This is a genomic window from Pseudarthrobacter sp. NPDC058329 (assembly GCF_042879835.1).
GTDB lineage: Bacteria > Actinomycetota > Actinomycetes > Actinomycetales > Micrococcaceae > Arthrobacter.
This window is the reverse complement of the sequence record NZ_JBHVZR010000013.1, coordinates 1-23,642: the sequence shown is the minus strand read 5'-3', so window position 1 is coordinate 23,642 and position 23,642 is coordinate 1. Positions and strand designations below refer to the sequence as shown.

The following is a 23,642-nucleotide window of genomic DNA, read 5'->3' as shown; positions in this document are numbered from 1 at the left end:
GGCCGGCTCGTTCGGCGCCGCTCACGGTGTTGCCTCCGCTGGTACCGCGGGCCCCTCGGCCAGGAGCAGCCGGAAGCCGTCCTCATCCAGCACGGGAATTCCAAGCTGTTCGGCCTTGTCCAGCTTGGTTCCGGCGTTCTCGCCGGCCACCACGTAGCTGGTGTTTTTGGAAACGGATCCCGCCGCTTTGCCGCCCCGCAGGAGGATGGCCTCCTTGGCCTCGTCCCGGCTGAAGTTCGGCAGCGAGCCGGTGACCACCACGGTCAGCCCTTCGAGGGTGCGCGGCATGGATTCGTCCCGTTCGTCCGCCATCCTGACGCCGGCTGCTGCCCATCGGTCGATGATCTCCACGTGCCAGTCCTCGGCGAACCATTCCTTCAGCGCGGTGGCGATGGTGGGCCCCACCCCGTCCACGTGGGCCAGTTCATCCTCCGAGGCCTTTCGGATGGCCTCCATGGTGCCGAACGCCGTGGCCAGGGCGCGGGATGCCCGCGGTCCCACGTGCCGGATGGACAACGCCACGAGGACCCGCCACAACGGCTGGGTTTTGGCCTTCTCCAGTTCGCGGAACAGCTTCTCGGTGGTAGCGGTGGGTTTCGACGGCGATTTCGCAGTGCCCTTGCTGAAGAAGTACGGCACCAGTTCGAATTCCCCGGTGGCCACACCCTTGGAGCGCTTTTCACGCCGGATCCGGACCTCCGCCAGCAGCTCCGGCGTCAGGTCGAACAGGGCCGCCTCGGTGGTCAGCGGCGGCACTGCGGGCTCCGCCGGCTGGGTGAGGGCGATGGCCGCTTCCCAGCCCAGCGCTTCGATGTCGAACGCGCCACGGCCGGCGAGGTGGAACACCCGTTCACGAAGCTGTGAGGGGCATGATTTTGAGTTGGGGCAACGGATGTCCACGTCGCCCTCCTTGGCAGGGGCAAGGGGCGTGCCGCAGGAGGGGCATTCGGTGGGCATCACGAAATCGCGGACCGGCGGATCCTGCTGGTCGCGCAGGGCCAGGACCGGGCCCACGATTTCCGGGATGACGTCGCCGGCCTTGCGCAGCACCACGATGTCGCCGATCTTCACGCCCTTGGCTTTCACCACGTCCTGGTTGTGCAGGGTGGCCATCTCCACCGTGGACCCCGCCACCTTGACCGGCTCCATCATCCCGAACGGCGTCACGCGGCCGGTGCGGCCCACGTTTACCTGGATGTCCAGGAGCTTTGTGTGGACTTCCTCGGGCGGGTATTTGTAGGCGACGGCCCAGCGCGGCACGCGGGTGGTGTAGCCGAGGGCCCGCTGGGTGGCGAAGTCATCGACTTTGACCACGATGCCGTCAATTTCGTGCAGCAGTTTGTGGCGCTGGTCCCCGTACCGCTTGATGAAGGCCAGCACCTCGTCCAGGCTGCCCAGCACCTCCGAGTAGGGGCTGACAGGCAGGCCCCAGTCCTTCAGCAGGTCATAGGTTTCGGACTGGCTGCGCGCCTGGAGCCCTTCGCGGGCACCGATGCCGTGAACAAACATCTTCAGGGGGCGCTTGGCTGTTTCCGCCGGGTCCTTCTGGCGGAGCGAACCCGCCGCGGCGTTGCGGGGGTTGGCCAGCGGCGCCTTGCCGGCTTCGATCAGGGCCTCGTTGAATTCGGCGAAAGCCGTCGAAGGGATAAACACCTCACCGCGGATTTCCACTTCTGCCGGAAACCCTTCACCGGCCAGCTCCTGCGGGATTTCCTGAATGGTGAGGACGTTGTGGGTGATGTCCTCACCTGTGGTGCCGTCACCGCGGGTGGCTGCCCGCACGAGCTTCCCGTCACGGTACAGCAGGTTGACTGCAAGGCCGTCGATCTTCAGTTCGGTCAACCACGCCGGCTGATGTGAGCCGTCACCAACTTTGGCGATGCCCGCTGAGGCTTTTGTGAGCCAGGCTTCGAGTTCCTCGAGGGAGAAAACGTCCTCGAGGCTGTACATCCGCTGCAGGTGCTCCACGGCCGCGAATGCGGCAGAGACTCTGGCGCCAACCAGCTGAGTGGGCGAATCATTCGTAATCAGCTCCGGGTGAAGAGCCTCAATTTCCTGCAACCTTAGGAAAAGCGCGTCGTACTCCGCGTCTGAGATTAGTGCCTCATTTTTCTCGTGATAGGCAATGCCGTACTTCAAAACGAGGTCCGCTAGTCTGGCGTACTCCTCGCGGAGACCTTTGGATGGGACGATTTCGGCCTTCTCCAAAGCGGTGGTCCGGATGGCGGTCTGTTCTGCGGGGCCTGGTCCTGTGCTCACAGACCTATCTTGCCATCAAGGCAGGTCAGGGGTTTGCGGTTTCCGGCGGGCCGCAGATCCCAGGATTCACGGCCCGCCTGCCCCGGCGCGTCAGTCCCTGTTTTCGGGAGGCAGCGCCACCTGGATTTTGCGCGCTTTCCCGCGCCCCACCACGTACCCGCGGCCGGGGATGAAAGCCGGGCTGACCCGGCCCAGCGATGTGTTCAGCAGGCTGTCGCCTTCGATGTCACCGGGGTTCAGCAGCAGGCCGCGCCGGCCGGACTTGAAGGGCTGGGACAGGGCCCAGGCCGAGGACCAGGTGGAGGTTTCGGATTCCCCGATGACCCACTGGTCCGCCTTGATGGAAGCTGTCACCAGCTGGCTGACGCCCGACTCGGCCAGGGTATCCGTGAACTCCGTGAGACCCTCGATGAAGATGCCCAGCGAGCCCGGGTTCCCGGAGGAGTGCTCCACCAGGTCTTCCACGATCGCGGCCAGGTCATCGGCGCCGACTACCGAGCGGTTCCAGACGGGCAGGGAGGCCACGGCGGACCTGCGCGCCCCGATGTAGATGAGCTCGGTGTCCGGGTTGGAACGGCGGAGGGCGTAGGCAAGGGTCACCAGCGCCACGGTCCGGCCGGCACCGGGAGGACCGGCGAGCAGGAGCGGGCCCCTCGCCATGATCTCGGCGGGCCGGAGTGTCTCGTCGTCGACGCCGATCACGGGCAGGTGGGGTCCGCCCGCGGGCAGGACATCCAGGTCCACCTGGTCCGGCAGCCTCTCGATGCCGGGGGCGGCATCCAGGCCCTGGCGAAGCATCGCTTCACTGAGCTTGTGCACCTCGCGGGCCTGCAGCGCCAGGTTGGAGTTCCCGCCCAGGACGGCGAGCTGGACTTCCAGACCATCCAGCAATCCCCGGCCCGGCGGAGAGGCCGCACCCAGCACGTCCCGGGGGACGTCCAGTGATATGTAGTCATCCTCGGAGGAGAGGCGAAGCACCAGGCGCCGCTGGATGGAAGCAAGCAGGGAGGCCGGCACCGCACTGGGCCTGTCCCCCGTGACCACGAGGTGGATGCCGAGGGCCCGGCCGTCCGTGGCCAGCTGAAGGAAAATGTCCCAGAGTGCGGACAATTTGCTGTGTTCATACGCTTCACGGAAGGCGGACATGCCGTCCACCAGGACAAAGATCCGCTTCTCGCCGGGCCTGTTGGCGAGTTTCCGGTACTCCACGATGGTGGACGCCCGCACCTCGGCAAACGCCGCGGAGCGCTGCTCAGCGATGTCCCGCAGCAGGCGCAGGAGCCGCCCGACGCGTTCCACGTCGTCGCCACCAATAATCTCCCCCACGTGCGGAAGCTCCTCCAGCATCCGCAGCCCCGAGGACCCGCAGTCGATCCCGTAGACGTGAACGGGCCCGCCCCTGGGGGTTACCGCGGCGGCAATCGCAATGCCACGGAGGGCGGCCGACTTTCCTGAACCGCCCGTCCCGTAGATGGCCATGTTGCCGTCCCTGTCCGGTTCATAAAAGACGGTGGGCTGGTCCTGGCGGACGGGGTCGTCCGCCACGCCGAGCAGCAGCTGCCCGTCGGTGCGGGGATTGGGCAGCTTGGAGAAATCGTAGGTCTTGGCCAGTTCGTCCAGCCAGGGCTTGCGCGGCGGACGGATGGCAAGCGAGCCGGCGGCGCGGACAATCGTGGCGGTCATCCTGGCGATGTCGTTGGGTCCGGCGGGCTCCTCCACCACCGGCTTCTCCGGCGCCGGAGCCTCCCAGCTGGGGCCGGAGCCGAAGGCCATCTCCACGATGTCGACCTGCGGCTGCCGGGGCTTGTCGGTGGTCCAGCCGCCGGCATATCCCGTCTGGAAACCCTGGATCCTGCCGGGTCCCGTCTTGGCTGCGCCGCGGCCCGGGATGGAGGGGTCGAAATAGGCGGCATCCGGGACGCCGAGGATATCCGTGGCGTCATCCTCATCCGCCATGCGCAGTGCCACGCGAAGGTTGGTGTTCGCGCGCAGGCTCTCCTTGATGACGCCGGCCGGACGCTGGGTGGCCAGGATGAGGTGCAGGCCCAAGGACCGGCCGCGGGCGGCAACGTCCACCACGCCATCCACGAACTCCGGGACCTCACTGGCGAGCGCCGCGAATTCGTCCACGATGATAATGAGGTACGGCGGCGCTTCCGGGTCTGCCTGGCGCTGCAGTGACAGCAGGTCCTTGGCCTTCTTGCGGTTCAGCAGCTGCTCGCGGTGGTGGAGTTCGGCGCGTAGCGAGGTCAGGGCGCGGCGGACCAGGTGCGGCGACAGGTCCGTCACCAGTCCCACGGTGTGGGGCAGGTTGATGCAATCCGCGAACGCGGCCCCGCCCTTGTAGTCAACGAACAGGAAACTGACCCTGTCCGGGCTGTAGGCCGCGGCCATGCCCATCACCCAGGACTGCAGGAACTCGGACTTGCCGGCGCCGGTGGTACCGCCCACGAGGGCGTGCGGGCCCTCATTTTTCAGGTCCAGGTACAACGGTTCTATGCCTTTGGAACCCACAAGGGCACGCAGGGTGCCGTTGTCCTTCCGGTTGGCCACGGCGCTTGCATGGACCGAGTTGTTTTCCGTCCAGCGTTCGGCCACGGCCTGGGCGTTATCCAGGAAGTCCTTGCCGATGAGGGTGGCATAGGAGACAGCCCGCGGGAGGTCGGAATCATCGGTGACGGGTTTGCCCACGTCCACTACGGGGGTGAGCATCCGTGCCAGCTGGGCGGCGAGCCCGGCGTCGACGCTTTCACAGCTGACCGGGTAGGTGTGGCGGCCCAGCCGGACCTGGCCGGTGGTGGTGCCGTGGTCGCCGTCCACCACCATAAAGTCGCGGCAGGCAGCCGGCAGCGCCTGGACGTCCGTGGCCACCCACAGAACGTGGACGCCGGCGTCCGGCCCGCGTTCTGCCAGGCGGGTGAGCCGTCCGCGGTCCACGGGGGCGTCGTCCTCCACGATGACCAGCACGGAAGGAACAACGGGCTCCCCAACGTCTTGCTTGGCCGGATCCACTCCGGGGCGAAGCTCCGGACCGGTCCGCTTTGCGGCGGCCTCCCGCGCCTGCACCAGGTCCTCAAGCCGGGCCACCAGGGACGCACCGCCGGCAGAACCGGCGGCCAGGTGGTCACCGGAAAGGGGGCTGTGCCCGGAACCTACGTGGGGCAGCCACTGCAGCCAGTTCCAGCGTTCCCTTGACTGGGCGGAGGTGACGGCGGTGAGGACCACTTCCGCCGGTGAGTGCAGCCCTGCGAGCTGGAGCACTATTCCGCGGGCCACGTCGTCCACCAGGCCGCGGGCGCCGGCGATGCCCAGCGAGCCCGCCGTCCGGAACTGCGACATCACCGGAACGCCCTCGATGTCCCGGAACTGCTTGAGGCAGTCCTGGATTTCGCGCGAGTATTCGACCTCGGTGTCGTTGTTCGACGGTTCCTCCATCTGAACCCTCGAAGGAGCGGTACCCAGGCCGAACCGCAGGCCCAGGAAGCCGGCATGCTCCGGGCGGTGGGTCCAGAGCAGCGGGCCCAGCTTGTAGATGGCGTCAACGGTGTCGCTGACCGAGGGAGCTTCCTGCAGCCGGACGGCGCGTTCCACGTGCTGGAGTTCAGTGATGTCCTCCCGGAAGGCGGCCATGGAAGCACGGAAATGCTTGATCTGCTCCTTCTGCTGGCGCCTGGTCCGCATCTTCTGGTCCACGTAATGCCCCACGATGAACAGCGGCATCATCAACATAAACAGCACCGAGAGCGGGTTGCTGGTGACCGCGAAAATCACGGCGCCCATAAGGAGCGGAGCGATCATCATGATGTACGGGAACGGGTTGTCCTCGGGCCGCTTCGGCCCGGCGGGGAGGACGCGCTTGGGCTCCTCGAAGCGGGGGACAACGCGGGGTGAGCGGTTGAAGTCCACCAGGGGCGACGTCGGTGCTGCCGCCTGGTTGTGGCCCAGCGGCACCACGGTGAGGGTGGTGTCGCCCAACGTGACGGTGTCCGAGGAATTAAGGGTGGCCCGGGTGACCGGGAGGCCGTCCATCAGGAGGCCGTTGGCTGAGTTGGTATCCACGATTTCCACGCCCTCGGCCACGGTGATGCGGGCGTGGCGCTTGGACGTCAGGGGGTCCGAGAGCCGGATGTCAACGTCCCGGTCCCGGCCGATGTAGCTGGTGCCGGCCGGCAGTGAAAACTCGCGGCCGACGTCGGGCCCTGACAGCACGCGGAGGGTGGCGGCGGCCGGCCCACGGCTGGCGCCGGGCGTGCCAAACTGCTCGCTCACCTGTGCCAGCGACACCACGGAACCGGGCCGCAGCCCGGACTCAAGGAGGTTTTCGCCGCGGGCCAGGACGTTGCCGCGCATGCCGCCGCCCACAAACGCCTCATCGATCCGCAGCGAGAGGTTCTCCGGCGCCGGTGTGCCTTTGCGGGCGGGGTCCGCGGCCCACAGCACGGTTGCCACATCGGCCACCGTGGCCAGGCCGTCCACGGTAACGGCCAGGTCCTTCGCCTCGGCGGGCTCCCGGCGGAGCGTCAGACGGATCCTCATCCTTCGTCCACGCCCCTCATCTTCTCGAGCAGGTGCAGGTCATCGGCAGTGACGAGGTGCGAGGTGACCGCATGCTCCACCAGCCTGGCCCGCCGGTTGGTGGCGAGTTTTCCGCCGCCGCCGCGGAGGCCGACAACGCCCACCCGGTCCAGTTTGTCGCACACGTTGTCCAGTTTCCGGTTGAAGCGGGTGAGCGCCCAGCCGAGGGTCCTGGCTGCGGCAGCGGAGGACGGGATGGCGCTGAAGCCTGTGCCTTCGCGCCGCAGCATGGGCTCTGCGAGGGCAACGATGAGTGCCTTCTGCGAGTCGGTGAACACCACCGGGCCGATGGTGGTGTCGCCGTTGCTGTCTTCCTCCCGCGACTGCTGCCGGAAGGAAGGCGTCTTCAGGTGCACGGCGAACTCGTAGGTGGTGGGCCCGGCGGTGAAGATGATGTTGGTGTGGCTGAAGACCAGCGGGATCCTGGCACCCGGCGAGAGCCAGGCCTGCATGCCGCCGGAACCGTCTGCCACGGTTGCCGACAGCATGCTGCCGACGTTGCTGAGCCACCAGATCCCGTCGTAGCGGGCCACCTGCAGGAACTGCCGGTGCAGGTACGGGTTGTCGTCCACTTCCAGATCGCCTTCACGGCCGATGTTGAAAACGTCCTCGTCCGATGGCTCGTACCACTCACCACAGAAATCTATTGCTAGATCCCCCATATTCTGTGCCTCCTCGTCGGGCAAAACTCTGGGTATCGTCGTTGTGCTTGTTGTGCTGTTGCGCGGGAAGGCCCGCGGTTCATCGGCCGGTGCAGCCGATGGAGGCTTCTTCCATCGGAGAGAAGGCGCCGTCCGAGCGCACGATCATCACCTGGATGCAGGTCTCCCCCGACGGATTGGGCTTCACGCGCACGGGAGCCTGGCCGATCGACTGGTACTCGCCGCCGCCCCCAATGGTGAAGACCCGCCACTTGTAGGTGTCACCCTCTTTGGGCTGCGGATTCACCCAGCTGAAGGTGGCGTCGCCGTCGGCTGCAATCGTCCCGGTGAGGTCCTCGACGTCCGGTACCGTGCCGTTGTCGAGGGCATCGGCCGGCGGCCTGCCGGCTTCCTGGCTTTGCACGGCCGCGGGTTCGTGCGGTGCGGCGTTTGCCATGACGATGCCCACAACCGCAGCGAGGGCCAAAAGGGTGCCGCCGGAGAGGGCAAGCCAGAGGTTGCGTTTCCCGTGGTCGGTGCCGGAAGCAGCCGCGGCGGCGGGTTCTTCCGTCCTGGCGGGCCGGTGGACCGTGGTGTCCGCGACGTCGCCGCCGTCGGAATGCCTGGCGGCGGGAGGCCCGGCATCATTGCTGCCACCTTGGGCTGCCGGCGTACTGCCCGCAGCGCCGCGCAGTACCGTCGACTGGCCCCAATCCTGGGGCTGCGGCGCGGGAGCCGCCGGGGTGAAGGGAGCCGCCGGCGTCAGTGCCGCCGGCGGGGTAAAGCGCGACGGCGGGGCTTCCCTTGTGGGGGCCTCCGGCCGGGTGCGTGCCGGGAAGGTGGGCGCGCTGCCGGTCCGCTCCGGGTCGATGGCCGAGATGCTCCGCACACGGGTTTCCTCGGCCCCGTCATCCGGGTGGTTGTCCTCCTGCTGCGGCTCCTCAAGGACTTCGAAGGGCGTGACTGAGAGGTTCAGTTCAGCCTGGATCCGCTGCAGGGCAAGGGCGAAGGCGTGCGCGGAGGAGTACCGGGACTGCGGGGACTTGGCCATGGCCGTGGACAGGGCCAGCTCCAGGGATTCCGGGACATCGGCCCGGCCGAGCCGCGGAACCGGCACGTTGCTGATCCTGTTGATGAGCTCGCGCTGGGAGTTGTCCGCACCCGGCAACACAAAGGGCGACCGGCCGGCCAGCAGCGTGTAGAGCGTTGCCCCGAGCGCCCACACGTCCACCATCACGCCGTCCACGCTGCCGTCGGTGAACTGTTCCGGCGGGGACCACGGGATGGACATGCCCGAGTCCTCGTCACCGTCGCCGGCCAGGGTTCCGGAGATGCCGAAGTCCGTCAGCGCGGGGCGGTTGTAATCAGTCACCAGAATGTTGGCAGGTTTGATGTCGCGGTGGGCGATGCCGGCGCGGTGTGCGGTCTCCACGGCGGATGCCACCTGGATGCCGACGGCCAACACCTCGTCAACGCTGAACCGCTGCCGCCGGTACCGGACATCCAGGCTGGGCCGGGAGCAGTACTCCATGGCCAGGTAGGAATGCCCGGCATCGGTGACCTCGGCCTCGAAAATGGTGACGATGTAGGGGTGGGAGGACAGCTGGGCCATCAGGTTGGCCTCGGACTCGAACCGGCGGCGGGCGCCTTCGGTTTTCAGGTCCGACAGCAGCACCTTAACGGCCACTTTCCGGCGGGGACGGTCCTGTTCGTAAAGGTAGACGTCAGAAAACCCGCCGGATCCGAGCAGGCTGACATAGGTGAACCCCGGAATGTGGGGTGGCGGCGCGGGCGGCCGTTTGGAACTCAAGGAATCTCCTCAAAGCGCAGCGAGATGTTGTCGCCCAGCTCGGCGATGTCGCCGTCAAGCAGGATCGCCATCTCGTTCTGGGCCAGGCGGCGGGGGGGCTGGCCCTCACGCACCAGGACGGTGCCGTTGGTGGCTTTGAGGTCGCAGAGCATCACGTGCCAGCCCTCCAGCCGGACCTCGACGTGGGAGCGGGAAATGTCTCCGCCGGGGCTTGCCACCTGCACCAGCCGGGGCATCACACCGCCCTGGACGCGCGATACCGATGGCTGCCGTCCGATCACCAGTGACTCATCCAGCTCCACCAGTTCGCCGGTGGAGATGCGCATCCGGCCGAGGCGGGGACGGGCAACCTGGACGGCGTCAGGCAGCAGGCCCGCGCCGCAGGATGCACACGCGGCGCTGGTGGGCGGGTTGGCATGGTCCCGGGGGCAGAGCCGGGCCAGCACCAGCGGCCCGCCCGCGGAAACATCTTTTTCCGACGGGGCGGATTGGGCGGCAGGCCCTTGCAGGCTGCTTTTGATGACCGTCTGGCCGTCGTGGTCAGCGTCGTAGTCCGCCTGGCCAGTTTCGGGACCAGGCGTAACGGGGGCGTCGAGGGGTGCGGAGGGGACGGCCGGCAGCATCGGTGGGAGCACCGCAGGGGGCGGGACCGGTCCGCTGCCCGCATCTGCTGTGCGCCAGGGCACCGAGTCGATGAGGCCGCCGGTTTCCGGCCTTGCGGGTGCCGGGAGGGGTGACACGGCGGAAGGCGTGTCCAGGACGACGGCGGGCGTAACGTCGGCCGTCTCCGGCGTTTCTTTGCCGTCCTCCAGGGCAGCCGCCGCCGGGGGTTCTCCACGGCCGACGGGCTCCGCGTGTGAAGCCGCTTCCGCCGCGTGGCCTGCGGCCTCCTGGTCCTTCGCTTCCCGGCCGCCGGCCGCCGGGCCGGCCGATTCCGGCTCTTCGGACTCTTCGCGGACGGCAGCATCTTCAATCCTGCGGACCACCGTCCGCTCCCACAGATGGTCGTAGGAGCTGGTCAACTCATGTGCCGGGACCTCTTCCGGCAGACCAGCGGGGCCGGCCGCTCCTGACGCCACGGGGTCGGATGCACCCGCGGCAGGTGCTGAACCCGGCCCGCCGCCGGCCGCAGATTGGCCGTCAGCTTCCGGATCGCCAGCCAAGGGGTCCGGTGTTTCCAGCAGGCCTCCATCGACGGCGGAGTCCTCATCGAAGTCCTCGTCGACCACCGCGTATACGGTTTCGGCCGAGGCCCCATGCTCGGGAGCGACCGTTACCTCGGGAAGGAACGCCGCTTCCGCCTGAACCGCCGGTTCAGGGGCAGACGGGATTTCCTGCTGATGCGGGGCCTGGGTACCGCGAAGCGGAGACGCGCTGTCAGGTGAAAGCACAAGGGACTGCAGCAGCACCACGCCTTCCCCGATCGGCATCTCCGGCTGGCCATGGTTCGAAATGAAGCCCGCGGCAGCGGAAATCGCCAGCCGGCACCGTCCGGCTTTATTGAGCCGGCGTTCGGTCCAGGTGGTCACATCCCGGCCGTTCAGTTCCACCGCGCCATCGGAGGATTGGACCGTAACGTCCAGGTCCCCCCGAAGGAACACCCGGAGGGGTCCCGCGAAGTCGAGGATGCCGAAGGAAGGCATGTTGGCCAGCGATGCACCGGAACTGCTGGTCACTGCGTGGAGGACCTCGTGCACCTCCGGACGGCCTTCCAGCAGGTCCCAGAGGGCGGCAACAAGGGCAGGCTGGGTATCCGGCCCCAGGAAGACGGCCGTGCGGGAGCGGACAATACCGAACCAGGTCCCGGGGCTGTAGCTAGTGGCGGCCATCGCCCGGTGCCCCGCTTTCGTGTGCAGAGTCCTCGTGTGCTGCACCGGCATCAGAATCGGGCCGCGCCGCTGGGGGTGAATCCGGCGGGGGTGCTGCCGGCCCGCCTGCCTGCTGCCCCGGCCGGGAGCGCGGCAGCGTCACTTCGTCCTCGGCTGCCTCCGCGCGCGGGGCGGTAGTGGCCACACCGGCGTCGTTCAGCACGTTCCGTGCGTCCACCACGATCACCGTGACGTTGTCCCGGCCGCCGCTGCGGAGCGAAGCCTGGATCAAGGCGTCCACTGCGTCCTGGGGATTGCCGACGGTACTGAGGATGCGGTGGATATGGTCATCGGTCAGCTCGCCCGTGAGCCCGTCGGAGCAGACCAGGACACGGTCTCCTTCTTCCACGGGCAGCAGCCAGTAGTCTGCCTCCGTCTCGTCGCCGGTACCCAGGGCACGGGTGACCACGTGCCGCCGCGGATGGACGGTGGCCTGTTCCGCCGTAATCTCGCCGGCGTCAACCAGTTCCTGGACCTCGGAGTGGTCCACGCTGATCTGCTCGAACCTGCCCTGGCTCAGGCGGTAGGTCCGGGAGTCGCCAATGTTCATCACCAGCCAGTAGGGCATGCCCATCTGTTCCACGATGACCGCGCCGGCGAGAGTGGTGCCGGCCCGGGCACCGGTGGCCTCGCGGATGGAATTGTCCGCGTGGACCAGGTACTGCTGGAGGACAGCCGCCGTCACGCTCCGCTCGCCCGTGCTGAGCTGGGGTATTGCGGCCAGGGCCCGGACGCACATGCCGCTGGCTATCTCGCCTGCTTCGTGGCCGCCCATCCCGTCAGCAACGGCAAAAAGCGGGTCGGAAGCGATGAAGGAATCCTCGTTCAACTCCCGGCGGAGTCCCCGGTCCGTTCCGTAACCGACGCTCAGGCTGAGCCCCGCCCCCGGTTCGACGCTGGAGGGAACGCTTGAGGGCTGTTGGTTCATGCCTGTCCTAGGTAAAAGGTGCGGTCTCCGAAATGGACACTGGATCCCGGAGTAACAAATGCGGGCACTCCCGGCTGAAGGGAAGTGCGGCGGCCGTCCGGGGTGGTGACCGCGCTGCCGTTGGTGGAATTCCGGTCCGTTACCCAGATGCCGGCCCCGTCGGTGAGCAGGTGCAGATGGGTTTTGGAGATGGACCGGCCGGGGTCGTCGACGCCGAGCAGTTGGGCCTGCTGTTCGCCGGCCTGGCCCACCGGATTCCGGCCCACCAGGACGCTGCGGTCCAGTTGGAAGTCGCGGCCGTCGTCGAGCCTTATCCGCAGGACAGCGACGGGTGCCGGCGTGGCTGACCCGGGGCGCACCTGGGTGCGCTCCACGTCGTCGTCCGGGTGGTGTTGCTGCGGCTCTGGAATCGTCCGGACAGGAGCCTCGGCCGGAGGAGCCGCGGCAGGCCCCCCGGGAGCGGGGACCTGCGGGCCGGGGTGCGTGATTGGCTGCCGGACGTCCATGATTTTGGGTGCGTTGGCGCCGGCCACCGGGGACAGCACCTGCTGCACCGGCGGCAGGTCCAGCGGCGCGAAGCTGTACGGTCCCTGGATGCCGCCCGTGGTGATGGGATCGCGGCCTGCCTTGACGTCGAAGGCGAGGGTTTTGGCGGCAGCATCATGCCAGCCGCGGAGCCTGCCGTTCTTGTCCCAACTGTTGGACAGCACCACCAGCACAGCCCACCCCGCACCGGCCAGCACCAGCGGGCCGAGGACAAGGAGTGCGGCCCCGAACCATTGGAAGACCACCACAAGGATCGCAGCGACCAGCGCCAGCAGGATGCCGGCACCCGTGACCAGGCCGCGCAGGAAAACGGCACCGGCACCGGGCGCGAAGCCGTCGTTGTCCGCACTGCGGATCCCCATCAGCATGTTGCCCGGCGTCTTGCCTGTCCGGGCCTCCCACCCCAGCACCACGAGCAGGTACACCAGTGTCAGTCCCAGCCCGATGCCGCCGAACAGCACCAACGAGCCGGTGTCGTAGATAATGAAGCCGCCGCTGCGGGTCCGTGTGATGCCGGCAAAACCGACGGCAAACGTGACCACGAGCACTGCCAGGGGCGGGAGCCAGTCAATCACGGCAGCACCAAGCCGCTTGCCCGCTGTAGCCGGAGCAAGCTGAAGATTCACTGCCATTCCCGTTCCTCCCCCTGGACCGGCACCCACCGGCCTGGTGGACCCGCCGGCGCTCGCCCGGACCGTGCCCGCGTTGATGCCCCCGGCAGCGAATGCCTGGGGCCTTTCTACTATCGGGATAGTACCGGGAATCCCCGGCACGTGCGCTGCCGGGGAACCGGGTTGGGGATCAGCAACCGGGTGGGGCTGGCGGAGGTTGCGCGCTGCCCGGTTGGGCAGTGGCGCCCCGCAGGCTGCACAAAAGGCAGCCCCGGCGCGGAGCGGTTGCCGGCAGTGGGGGCAGCGCCCGGGGTCGTCTGTCACTGGGGACCGGGTCCTTGCGTTGTTGTTTCCTGCGTACTTGTGTCCTGGGCAGTTGTTTCCCGGGCAATTGTTGCAGGACGACGGCGGCCGGTTCCCCTGCGGGACGGCCGCGCCGGGAGTGCCGGCCGGGCGCCGCGGCGGCTGAGGAGCGTGCGCGCGTCCGCGAGCAGGGAACGCGGTGAGAACCGTGCCTGCTGCCGGCGCCAGAACCCTACCGTGGACGTCATTTCCTTCAGCGAGCCGTCAACGAAGGCCCAGTACTCGCGGACCTCGTCCTCACTGGGCTGGCCGGCGCCGAAGATCGATGCATCTGCACGCCGTGCCAGCATGGTGGTGGTACCGCCGCTGCCGGGGAAAGCCTCGGCGAGCACCGTTGCGCTTTCACGGCGCGTGGAACGGGTGTCGACGGCGGCACCCATGTCGGTCGCAAGGCTCACCACCTCGCTCCACCCCCCGCCCACCCGCTGCGCAGGGTCACCGTCGCGGAAACGGGACTTCCGTCGTCGTGATTTCAGCAACCCAATCAGCAACAGCGGCAGCGCAAGGATGGACAGCGGGATCAGTGCAACGCCAAGGGCACCCAGCAGAGCTCCCCAGAACAGCCAGGGGTTGTTCTTTTTCTGGTCGGCGTCCAGCGCGTCCGGCGAAGAGTCCGGCGGAAGGTCCGCGGGTTCCTGCGGCGGGGGCGGCGGCTGCAGGACCTGGGGCTTGGGCTTGGATTTGTTCTCGGGATCCGGCGGGATGGGGACGTTGTCCTTGGGCGGGGTGGGGTCGAAGCTGACCCAGCCCACCCGCTCGAACGCGACCTCCACCCAGGCGTGCACATCCTTGCCTGTGATCCTGACTTCCCCGGCGCCGTTTTCCGGGCTCGCCGGCTCTGGGTAGAAGCCCATCACCACGCGGGACGGGATGCCGAGGTGGCGCAGCATCAGGGACATCGCCACGGCGTACTGCTCGTCGTCGCCCAGCATCTGCTTTGCGGTCAGCAAGTTCCTGATGCGCGCGGAGCCGTGGCCGGAGACGCTGGGCAACTGCCCTTCGCTGACCAGTCCGTTGCTGAAGGCCCCCGTCTTCTGGAAGTGGGCTTCAATCTGGCGCACGCGGTCAATGGCCGTGGGGGCATCCGCCGAGAGGTCGTTCGCCTGGGATCCCACCACCGGCGGCACCTCCAACGGGGCCGGCAGGGACACCTGGGCGAAGTCGTACTGCGTCAGCTGGCCGTGTTCGAGCTTTACTGGATCAGAGACCTGGACGCTGTAGGAGTCGCCCTTGGACAGCCCGTTGGTGGTGACGGCCGTATCAGTGCCGGAGTTGAAGTAGAGGCCCGAAGCCGCAGCGGAGGCACCCTGGTCAAAGCTGATGCCGGTGGTCTTGCGGCCGCCCGGAACGAAGAAGCCCTGGTAGTCCTCGATGGTGATGCCGATGGAGTAGTCGTTGGTGGGAACAGTTCCGGACGTGTCAGCGAGGGTGTTGATGGACTCGGTGTCGCCCACCTTGCTGAAGTTGCCCGAGCCGTTGGGATCCATCGTGTAGTTGGTGCCGTTGAAGGCGTCCAGGGCACCCAGCCTCACCCGCCCGTCCCGCGGGAGCCCTTTGACCACAAGGAGCGTGTCGTCCTTTTTATCCTTGACGAACGTCCGGAAACTCGCGAGCGGCGTGATGTAGTCCTTGGGGTCGAACGGCGGGACCACAACGTTGCGGAGGACCTTCCGGTCTCCTCCGGCGGTTACCAGCGGGGCGGTCAGCGCTGTGACGGCCACGCTGACGGCAATGACTCCGGCTGCCATGCCGAGCCTGCGGAGCCTGGCGCGCTGCGCGGTGGCGGAATCCGTCTGGGGGTTGTTGACGGAGACCTTTCGGCCCGTATTCCTGCGCAGCGCGTCCCGGCGGAAGGTTGCCCAGGCGATCCCGAGGACTGTCAGGCCGATGCCGCGCTCGAGGGTGAGGAAGGCGGCGTTGGTGCTGAAGGCGATGCCGGTGACAAAGAGGACCAGTACCGGGATCAGCGGAAGGTAGGGGCTCCTGGCACGCCAAGTCAGGACCGCTGCCACCAGTGCCGCGATCATGGAGCTCAGGAACGGGACGATGAGTACCCCGCCGGCCGTTCCCACCGGGACGCCGACGGTCAGCATGTCCTTCCAGGCGAACACGACGCCCAAAAGGAGGATCCGGAGCGAGTCCAGGGTTGGCACGAACCCGGCGATGGCCGAGTCCGGTACCGCAAGCAGCGTCCCGAACGCGAGGTAGGCACCCAGTACCAGGGCCGAGGTGATGAGCAGCCCCAGCCGGAGGTGCACGTTGAGGACGCCGATGGCCAGGCCCAGGATGATCCCGCCGAAGCCGGACACCAGGTAGTACGGGTCACCGCCGAAGCTGAGCCCAAAGCCCAGCAGGCCCAGCCCCAGGAGTACGGTCAGGGCGCCGGCGTCCAGCAGGAAATGCCAGAGCGGTTGGCCGTCTGCAAAGGGTGATCCCTGGGTGCCACGTGATTGCCGTGAGGATGGGGTGCGCGGGCGCAAACCTGCCGGGGATGTCATGCTGCCGCCTTCCGGAGAACGATGCCAAGGTCGGCGAGGTCGCCCAGGGTGAGCACCGTCAGGTCAGCGATGTTCGCCCTGCTGGACGCGGCGCCTGCTTCCGCCCGGACGGCGAGGCATCGAACGCCGGGCGATACCGAGGCGGCCGCGGACCTGAGCTGGGTGGCGGTGACGTTGCTGCCCACCACGAAGAACACCACCGAGGCGTTGGGCACGGTGTCGGCGAGCGTCCGGGCGAGGTCGACGGCGGTGCGGCGCATGGGTGCGCCCACGATCCTGGTCATGTCGTCAAGCATGTTGCGGCCCGTTTCGCACCGCAGCGGGCCTTTCTGGGTGAGGACGTCCAGTTCACGCTGCTCGCGGATTGCCTGTCGTCCGATGGAAGCAGCGGCGGAGATGGCCATCTCAAACTCCGCCTCGGACGCGTATTCGTCCGTGTTGATGGACAGCGAGACGGCCAGGTGGGCGCGGCGTGTCTCTTCAAACTGGCGGACCATCAGTTTGTTGGTCCGCGCCGTTGTCTTCCAGTGGATGTGCCTTCTGTCATCCCCCGGAACATAGTCCCGCAGAGCATGGAAGGAGACGTCGGCGCTGGAGAGTTCGGTGGTGGGCATACCTTCGAGGTCCCGGATGAACCCTGCAGCAGACCCTGCGATGGCGACGGTGCGGGGATGGACGAAGAGGTCCTCCGGTTCGGTCCACAGGACCTGCCGGCGCAGCAGGTGCAGCGGGTCGGCGCGGACCGAGCGGACGGGCCCGACGACGATCACGGCACGGCGCGCCGTGGGAATGGTAAAGAGGTCCTCGTGGACCTGCTGCGGCTTCATCCGGGGCAGGTGGAAAACGGCAGTGACGCTGCCCACCGGCAGTTCCACTGCCGCGGGCAGCAGTGGACGGTTGGACGTGTTGGTGACGGCGATGCTGCCTACGGCGCTGTCCCCCACGGCCACGCGGGTCCGGGCCAGGTCCAGCACCACCCCGTAGGTGGACCTGCCCAGGATGAAGGCCACGGCGGTCACGAACATCACAAAGGCCGCCACCGCTGCTGCCTTTGCTTCCTGCCAGCCATAGGCCTGGCCGGCGGTCCATAACAGGACCGCCGCCGCGAGTACCGACCAGCCAAGCACGCTGACCACCGAGAGTACGGGCCAGGCGTACTTCAGCCAGGCCGCTTTAGCGGCACGCCAGGCCGGGGCCAGGGCAAGCCCGGCGGTGCTGCTGGCCTCCGCCCAGACGGCGGACGGGTGCAGGCGCGTGGGCCTGCCGTCCCTGTGGAAGGGTTGTTTGAGACGCTCCGTGAGCCGGGTCAACGGGGTGCCGCTGGACATATGTGTGCCTTCGTTGTTGCGCTGGTTGGGGTTGTGCCGGGGCCTCAGGCCCGGCGTCAGGCGTTGGTGCGCTGCTGCGGCGCTGCGACGTCCGCCAGGATCCGGGTCAGGACGGCGTCCGCCGTGGCTCCGGAGAACTCGGCTTCGGGGTCCATCACGAATCGGTGCGTCCATACCACCGGGGCGAGTTCCTTGACGTCGTCCGGCAGGACGAAGTTCCGGCCCTGGGCGGCAGCCCACACCTTTGCCGCGCGGACCATGGCCAGGGCGCCGCGTACCGAGACTCCGAGCCGGGTTTCCGGTGCGTTCCGGGTTTCCTCGCACAACCGGGAGATGTATTCCAGGACAGCAGTATCCACGTGGGTGGTGGCGGCAAGGTCAGCCATGTCCGCTACCGCCTGGGTGGTGATAACGGCGGACAGCTCCTGCGAGCGGTCCTTCAGGTTGGATCCGCCGAGGAGCCGGACGGTGGAGGCGTGGTCCGGGTAGCCGATGGACGTTTTGATCAGGAAGCGGTCAAGCTGTGCCTCCGGCAGCCGGTAGGTGCCGGCCTGTTCGATGGGGTTCTGCGTGGCCATCACCATAAACGGACGGCCGGCGGAGTAGGTGACGCCGTCCACGGTGACCCGGGATTCTTCCATCACTTCCAGCAGGGCGGACTGCGTTTTCGGCGAGGCCCGGTTGATTTCGTCGGCCAGGACGATGTTGTTGAAGATCGGCCCCTTGTGGAACTCGAACTTCTGCGTCTTCTGGTCATAGATGGTCACACCCGTGACGTCCGAGGGCAGCAGGTCGGGAGTGAACTGGATGCGGTTGTTGGAGCCTTGCACGGTGGCGGCCAGGGCCCGGGCCAGGGAGGTCTTGCCGGTGCCGGGGGCGTCCTCGAACAGCACGTGTCCCTCGGCGAGCATGGCCGTGAAAGTCAGCCGGATGACGTGTTCCTTGCCCAGGACGGCCTGCCCCACGTTGGCAACGAGCTTCTCGAAGGTGCCTGCAAACCATTCGGCCTGCTCGGTGGTCATGGTCATGATGTAGCTTCCTTTTTCTTGGTTCAAAATCGTCGGTCCCGGGACTGTAGGCCCGGCGGTTAAAGGATGGGTATCCGGCTAACGGTTCGGCATCCCGCTGGGCGGGTTGCATCCTACGTTGGTTGTGTCGCAGCGCACCCAGTTTCCGGCGGCCATGCCGGAGGTCAGGTGGTACCAGATGCCGCTTGGGTTATTCGAGGTCTTGTACCAGACCTGGTAGCGGTCTGATGCGGACGGTGCGCCGGCGTCAAGCCACTTGCCCTCGCCAACGCACGAGGACGGGTTGCCGTCCCGGAAGCTGTCCGTTCCCCTCCGCGGTTCGGTGCAGCTGCGGACGGGACTGGCTGTGACGTTCCACGATGTGGGCACGGGGGGCGGGGGTTCCGCCCCGCTGCGCGACGTATCGCTGCCAATCCTGCCCGCCTGGCCGGCACTGACCGCCCGGACACGAAGTGTGACGGTTTCGCTGTAGCCCACCGTCTTCGAGAACGATCGCTGGTTGGTATCCTGCCAGGCGCCGTTGTCCACACTGTACTGGTAGCCCGTTACAGCGCGGCCATTTCCGTCCGGCTGGGTCCACGTCCATGAGACCGTTTTGTCCCCGACGCCGCTGCTTTTGCTCCCGTTCACTGTCGGAGCAAGTGCCAGTCCATAGGGATTGACGGCGTTGGACGCTGCGCTCGCATCACCTGCGGATGAGCTCCGGGATGATACTGCCCAAACAACGACGCCGGTCTGTGTTCCGTTCGGTGCCGGCACGATGCCTCCTCCCGCAGGGATGCTGCCGCTGCCGCCTCCTGAGGTAAGGCTGTACCGGTAGGTAATTTCGCTCGCTGCAGAGCCGTTCCGCTGCGCATCCGTCAGCACCGTGAACCGGACGTCGATCTTGCCTCCGTTGCCGTCGGTGTCCGCGGGGGCCGCTGTAGGTGCTGCCAAAGTTCCCGGCTTGCCTACAGCCCGGATCGCAGCCGATTGGGCACTTGTACCGCTGGTGCCGGCCTTGTTGGTGGCCGAAACCGTAAAGGTGTAGTTCGCTTCCGAGTTGTCCACCGTTACGTTCTGCGAGGTGCCGGCAACCTGCTGGCTGGAAACCACTGCACCGGCCCGCAGGGTTGTCAGGGTATAGGCAGAGACGGCGTCGCCGTTGTTGTTCGGCGCTGTCCAGGTGACCTTCAGCTGGCTCTGCGCACCAAGGGACCCTGCCTGCGAAGCCGCAGGGGCGGCGGGCGTGGCCGGCACTCCGGCCGGCACTTCGGCAGCCGAGTAGGGGCTCCACCCGGAGGGTTCCTTGGCGTCATTGCGGGCCAGGACCCGGACTTTGTAGGAGACTCCGTTCTGCAGGCCCTTCCAGACGTAGCTGACTGCCGTCATGTTCTGGATCTGGGCGTTCTGTCCCGGCGGCGGCGGTGAGATCTCTAGGTCGTAGGACTTCACCGGTGACCCCTTGCTGGCCGGGGCCGTCCAGTTGATGGACAGTTCCTTGTCGCCGAATTTCATCGACGGCGCCAGCGGGGTGTCGGGTTTCACGTCCGGGCGCACCTCCGCAGAGGCAGGCGAGCGGTCCGACTCGCCGAACTCGTTGGTGGCCGTCACCTGGAAGTGGTACTTGGTGTTGTTCACCAGTCCGTTGAGGGTGCAGGTGTTGGCCGGGCAGTCCTGCTGGAACCCGCCCTCGCCGTACACCGTGTACTTGGTGATGGGTGAGCCGCGGTCCGCGGGCGCCGTCCAGGTGAGAAGCGCCGTCTGGTCGCCCACGCTTTGCGCCTGGGCGGTGGCGGGTGCCTGCGGTTTGTCTTTGACGGTGAGCCGGACGCGGGCGGTGGCATGCCGGGAAGAATCCTCCGTCTTGTCGGCCACCGTGTAGGACACCACCATGGTGCCGGTGAAGCCGGGGGCGGGGGTCACGGTGACGGAATCACCAGCCACCTCAACGTTTCCACTCCCTGTTTCCGCTCCGGCGGCAATGATCTTCAGTGCTGTCTCCGGGAACGGGTTGGCGTCGTTGGCCAGGACGTTGATAGTCACCGGCTTGCCGGCGGCAGCATTCGGTTCCAGGTCATCGTTGGCCACAGGCTTGGGCCGGTTCGAGGCAGTTACCGCCAGTTCGTACGTAGCGGTGGCTTCGAGACCGCGGGGATCCTTGGCCTTGACCTGCACCGCGGCGGTGGTTCCGGTGCCGCTCGAGTCTGCAGCCGAAACCACAAGGTTCCTGCCGTTGATGCCGGCATTGAACCCTGCGGGTGAACCGCCCACCAGCTCATACTTCATCTTTTCAACGTCGTCCCGGTCCGGGTCCGAGGTCAGCTTCCCCAGGTCGGTGCCGGCCGAGTCTCCCTTGGGGACTTCCACGCTGGCGCCCAAAAGCTCCGGCGGGTTGTTCTTGTTCGGATCGGGCAGCACCTTGGTCCGAATGCTGAGCGTGGATTTCAGGCCGGCGGGATCGTCCGGGCCTGTCCCGTCGGTCACCTCGAACGTCAATGAGCCGGGGCCCGCGTAGTCGGCGCCTGCCGTGTACTTCAGTCCCGTACCGTCCCCCGTCACGGGATCGCCGCCGTCGGCGCCGATCAGTTTGATCCGGTCAGCCTGCGTGAGCCGCGGCGAACGGCCCTCGCGGACCTTCACCCACTCGTCCAGGCGGACATCGACGGACTGGCCCGCGATGACCTCGATCACTTCGTCCTTGGCCAGCGTAGGCACCTGCTGTCCCAGACCGGGAACCCAGATGACAGCGGTCGACTGCTGGCCGTCCACGTCCTCCACGGTGTACGGGATAAGTTGCGGCTGCTCCGTCAGGTCCACCACCATGTTGCCCTCCGCGCCGGGCCTTGCAGTGGTGCTTTCGGTGCTGACCTTGAGGTTCTCCCCCACGCCGTCCGGGTCCTCGTCATTCTTTAGGACGGGGACGTCGACGGCCGTCTTACCCAGAGTCTGGGCCGAGGTCACCCTGTCGTCCCGGGCGATCGGCGCCTTGAGCGGCACTTCGTTGTCCACCACCACGCGGATGGCCGCCTGTGCGGAGGCGTCACGGTCATCGGCAATGGTGTAGCGCACGTTGACGGTGCCCGCCTCCCCCGGTGCCAGCAGGATAATCCGGCCGCTGGTTTTGCTCACCGCGGCCTGGAGTGCGGGATCAGCGTCGATGCCGTCCGTCAGGATGCGGATCAGGTCACCGTCGGGGTCGGTGTCGTTTCCGGTGGCATCGACGGCGATCTGGCGGCCGGGGCGGACCCGGACCTCGTCGTCCACGGGAGTCGGCTTCTGGTTGACCTCACCGCGCGGCGCAATGCCCACGGTCACTGTGCCCGTATTGACCGCACCCTGGCGGTCCATCACCTTGTAGCGGAATGTGTCGGTTCCGGCACCGTCACCGGCACCTGTGAAGTCGATGAAGTTGCTGCCCACGGTGGCCGTGCCCATGGCCGGGGTGCTGTCAATGCCGGTCAACTGGACCGAGTCGCCGTCGGGGTCGATGCCGTCCAGCGGAACCGGGATCCGGACTGTGCCGCCGGCCACCACGCGGGCGGTGAGGTTGCGCGGCTGGGGGCGCGAGTTCTCCGCGCCTTCCAGCGGCAGGATGTGGATGGTCACGGCGGCGGCGCTCTTTTGGCCCTGCGGGTCCACGGCGTTATAGATGGCCCGGACTGTCCTGGGCTGGCTGCCGGCGATGAACCGCAGCGTGTTTTCGGAGACGAAGCTCTTGCCGTCCGCCGGATCCACGCCCTGCGGCAGGACCGGGTCCACGGAGAGTTCCTGGCCCTGCGGGTGGGTGTCGTTTTCGAGCACCGGTATGGTGACGACGTCGTTGACGCGGACGTTCACTTCGTCCGGTTTGGGCTGGGGTGCTTCCACGACGGCGGGGGCAGGGACCGGGACAACCGAGACACTGCCGGTGGCTGACTTCTTCCCGTAGGACACGGTGTATTCGAAGAGGATGGGGTCCTTGGTCCCCAGGATGTCCGTGATGCGCAGGACACTGTGGTTGATCACGCTGACGGAGGCGGTGGAGTTTTCCGGGAGCTTGACGGACTGCAGCACCAGCACCCCGCCGGACGGGTCGGAGTCGTTGGCCAGCGGATCCAGCAGCACACTTCCACCTGTGGGCATCAGTGCGACGTCGTGGACGGCCACCGGGTTGCCGGTGTCGTCGCCGGATTCCACGTCCACCCGGATAAGCCCCTGGCTGCTTTGCGGGCCGTTGCTGGCGATGTACGTGAGGTAGACCGGGCCGGGCGTGGTGCTGCGGAACGTGAACGTGCCGCCGTCGGTGACGGGGCCCAGTTCGGCGGGACCGTTGGCTTCCACCTGGGCCAGCCGGAGGGCACTTCCGTTGGGATCGACGTCGTTCTTCAGTGGGGAGATCACCAGGTCCTGGCCCACCACGGCAGTGACGTGGTCGGCGTTGACCACCGGTGCCAGGGCACCCGGCGGCTGGACGTTCACCACCACCTTTCCGGTGACGGTGTCGCGGCCGTCCCAGATGGTGACTTCCACGTTTTTCTTGCCGGCGGTCGCGCCGGAGTCCTGGTAGGTCAGCAATCCATCGCGCCGCACCTTGACCTGGTCCTGCTCGTTGTCGGTTTTGGCGTCCAGGAGCACCAGGTCGTCGCCGTCAGGGTCGATCCAGTCGGTGAGGATGTTCTGGCTGACGGTTTTGCCCTGTTCCACCAGCATGGTGGTGTTGTCGCCGCGCTTGAACTGCGGCGGTTTGTTCTCCTCCGGGTCCACCACGCTGAGGGTGACCTGGCCGGTAGCGGAAAGCCCGCGGCCGTCGGAGGCGTTGTAGCTGAACGTCTCGGTGCCCGGTTTGGCGTCAGCCGGTACGGAGACCTGGAAGGCCGTGCCGCCGTAGATGTTCTCGAGCGTGCCGGACTGGGGGCCGGCGGCAGCCACGGCTGCGGTAAGCACGTCGCCGTCGGGGTCGGAGTCGTTATCCAGGACGCTGAGGACGGTGGTCCGGCCCGGGCGGACGCCAACGGCGTCGGGCTTGGTTTCCGGCGGACGGTTGGGTTTGGTGCGGTCCGGCAGGACGTTGATGGTGTTGTTGTCCGCCGACTCCTGGTCCTGTTCGTCAGATTCATTTTTTGGCGGAACAACGTCGTCCCAGTTGTTGACGAGCTGCATGTTCTGGTTGACCAGCCACACGTTCCCGGAATTCACGTCATTGAGGACCACCAGGTCCCGGTTCAC

At 67.2% G+C, this 23,642-nt stretch carries 11 protein-coding genes and 1 pseudogene; all 12 read right to left on the bottom strand.

Features of this window, described 5'->3' with window-relative positions; genetic code table 11:
- Positions 1–21: 21 nt before the first annotated feature.
- Entirely contained in the window at positions 22–2,223 is a 2,202-nt protein-coding gene (ligA, locus tag ACFVYC_RS15865) for an NAD-dependent DNA ligase LigA (protein WP_387552210.1), read from the bottom strand.
- Positions 2,224–2,349: 126 nt separating this feature from the next.
- Entirely contained in the window at positions 2,350–6,795 is a 4,446-nt protein-coding gene (locus ACFVYC_RS15860) for an FtsK/SpoIIIE domain-containing protein (protein WP_387551957.1), read from the bottom strand.
- On the bottom strand, positions 6,792–7,496 hold the full coding sequence (locus ACFVYC_RS15855; RefSeq protein WP_387551955.1) for a hypothetical protein: 705 nt from the start codon (positions 7,494–7,496) through the stop codon (positions 6,792–6,794). The genes ACFVYC_RS15860 and ACFVYC_RS15855 overlap by 4 nt, the downstream gene beginning before the upstream one ends.
- A gap of 79 nt (positions 7,497–7,575) precedes the next feature.
- Entirely contained in the window at positions 7,576–9,285 is a 1,710-nt protein-coding gene (locus ACFVYC_RS15850; RefSeq protein ID WP_387551952.1) for a serine/threonine-protein kinase, read from the bottom strand.
- Positions 9,282–11,114 (bottom strand): FHA domain-containing protein, encoded by a 1,833-nt coding sequence (locus ACFVYC_RS15845; protein WP_387551950.1) that lies wholly within the window; start codon positions 11,112–11,114, stop codon positions 9,282–9,284. The genes ACFVYC_RS15850 and ACFVYC_RS15845 overlap by 4 nt, the downstream gene beginning before the upstream one ends.
- The gene (locus ACFVYC_RS15840) at positions 11,101–12,081 is read right to left on the bottom strand and encodes a PP2C family protein-serine/threonine phosphatase (protein ID WP_387551948.1); all 981 of its coding nucleotides are present in this window, start codon (positions 12,079–12,081) and stop codon (positions 11,101–11,103) included. The genes ACFVYC_RS15845 and ACFVYC_RS15840 overlap by 14 nt, the downstream gene beginning before the upstream one ends.
- Positions 12,078–13,259, bottom strand: a complete 1,182-nt coding sequence (locus ACFVYC_RS15835) for an RDD family protein (RefSeq protein WP_387552207.1) — start codon at positions 13,257–13,259, stop codon at positions 12,078–12,080. Before ACFVYC_RS15835 ends, ACFVYC_RS15840 begins: the two co-directional genes overlap by 4 nt.
- Before the next feature lie 222 nt (positions 13,260–13,481).
- Positions 13,482–13,562, bottom strand: a pseudogene (locus ACFVYC_RS15830) (zinc-ribbon domain-containing protein); the annotation flags it as partial.
- A complete protein-coding gene (locus tag ACFVYC_RS15825) occupies positions 13,559–16,099 on the bottom strand; it encodes a transglutaminaseTgpA domain-containing protein (RefSeq protein ID WP_387551946.1) in 2,541 nt (846 codons plus the stop codon). The pseudogene ACFVYC_RS15830 and the gene ACFVYC_RS15825, both read right to left, overlap by 4 nt.
- Positions 16,096–17,427: a DUF58 domain-containing protein gene (locus ACFVYC_RS15820; RefSeq protein ID WP_387551944.1), complete on the bottom strand. Its 1,332-nt coding sequence runs from the start codon at positions 17,425–17,427 to the stop codon at positions 16,096–16,098. The genes ACFVYC_RS15825 and ACFVYC_RS15820 overlap by 4 nt, the downstream gene beginning before the upstream one ends.
- A gap of 56 nt (positions 17,428–17,483) precedes the next feature.
- Positions 17,484–18,455, bottom strand: coding sequence for an AAA family ATPase (locus ACFVYC_RS15815; RefSeq protein ID WP_387551942.1), 972 nt, complete (start codon positions 18,453–18,455; stop codon positions 17,484–17,486).
- Between the two features lie 78 nt (positions 18,456–18,533).
- The coding region (locus ACFVYC_RS15810; RefSeq protein WP_387551940.1) for an Ig-like domain-containing protein at positions 18,534–23,642 on the bottom strand (5,109 nt) is incomplete at its 5' end.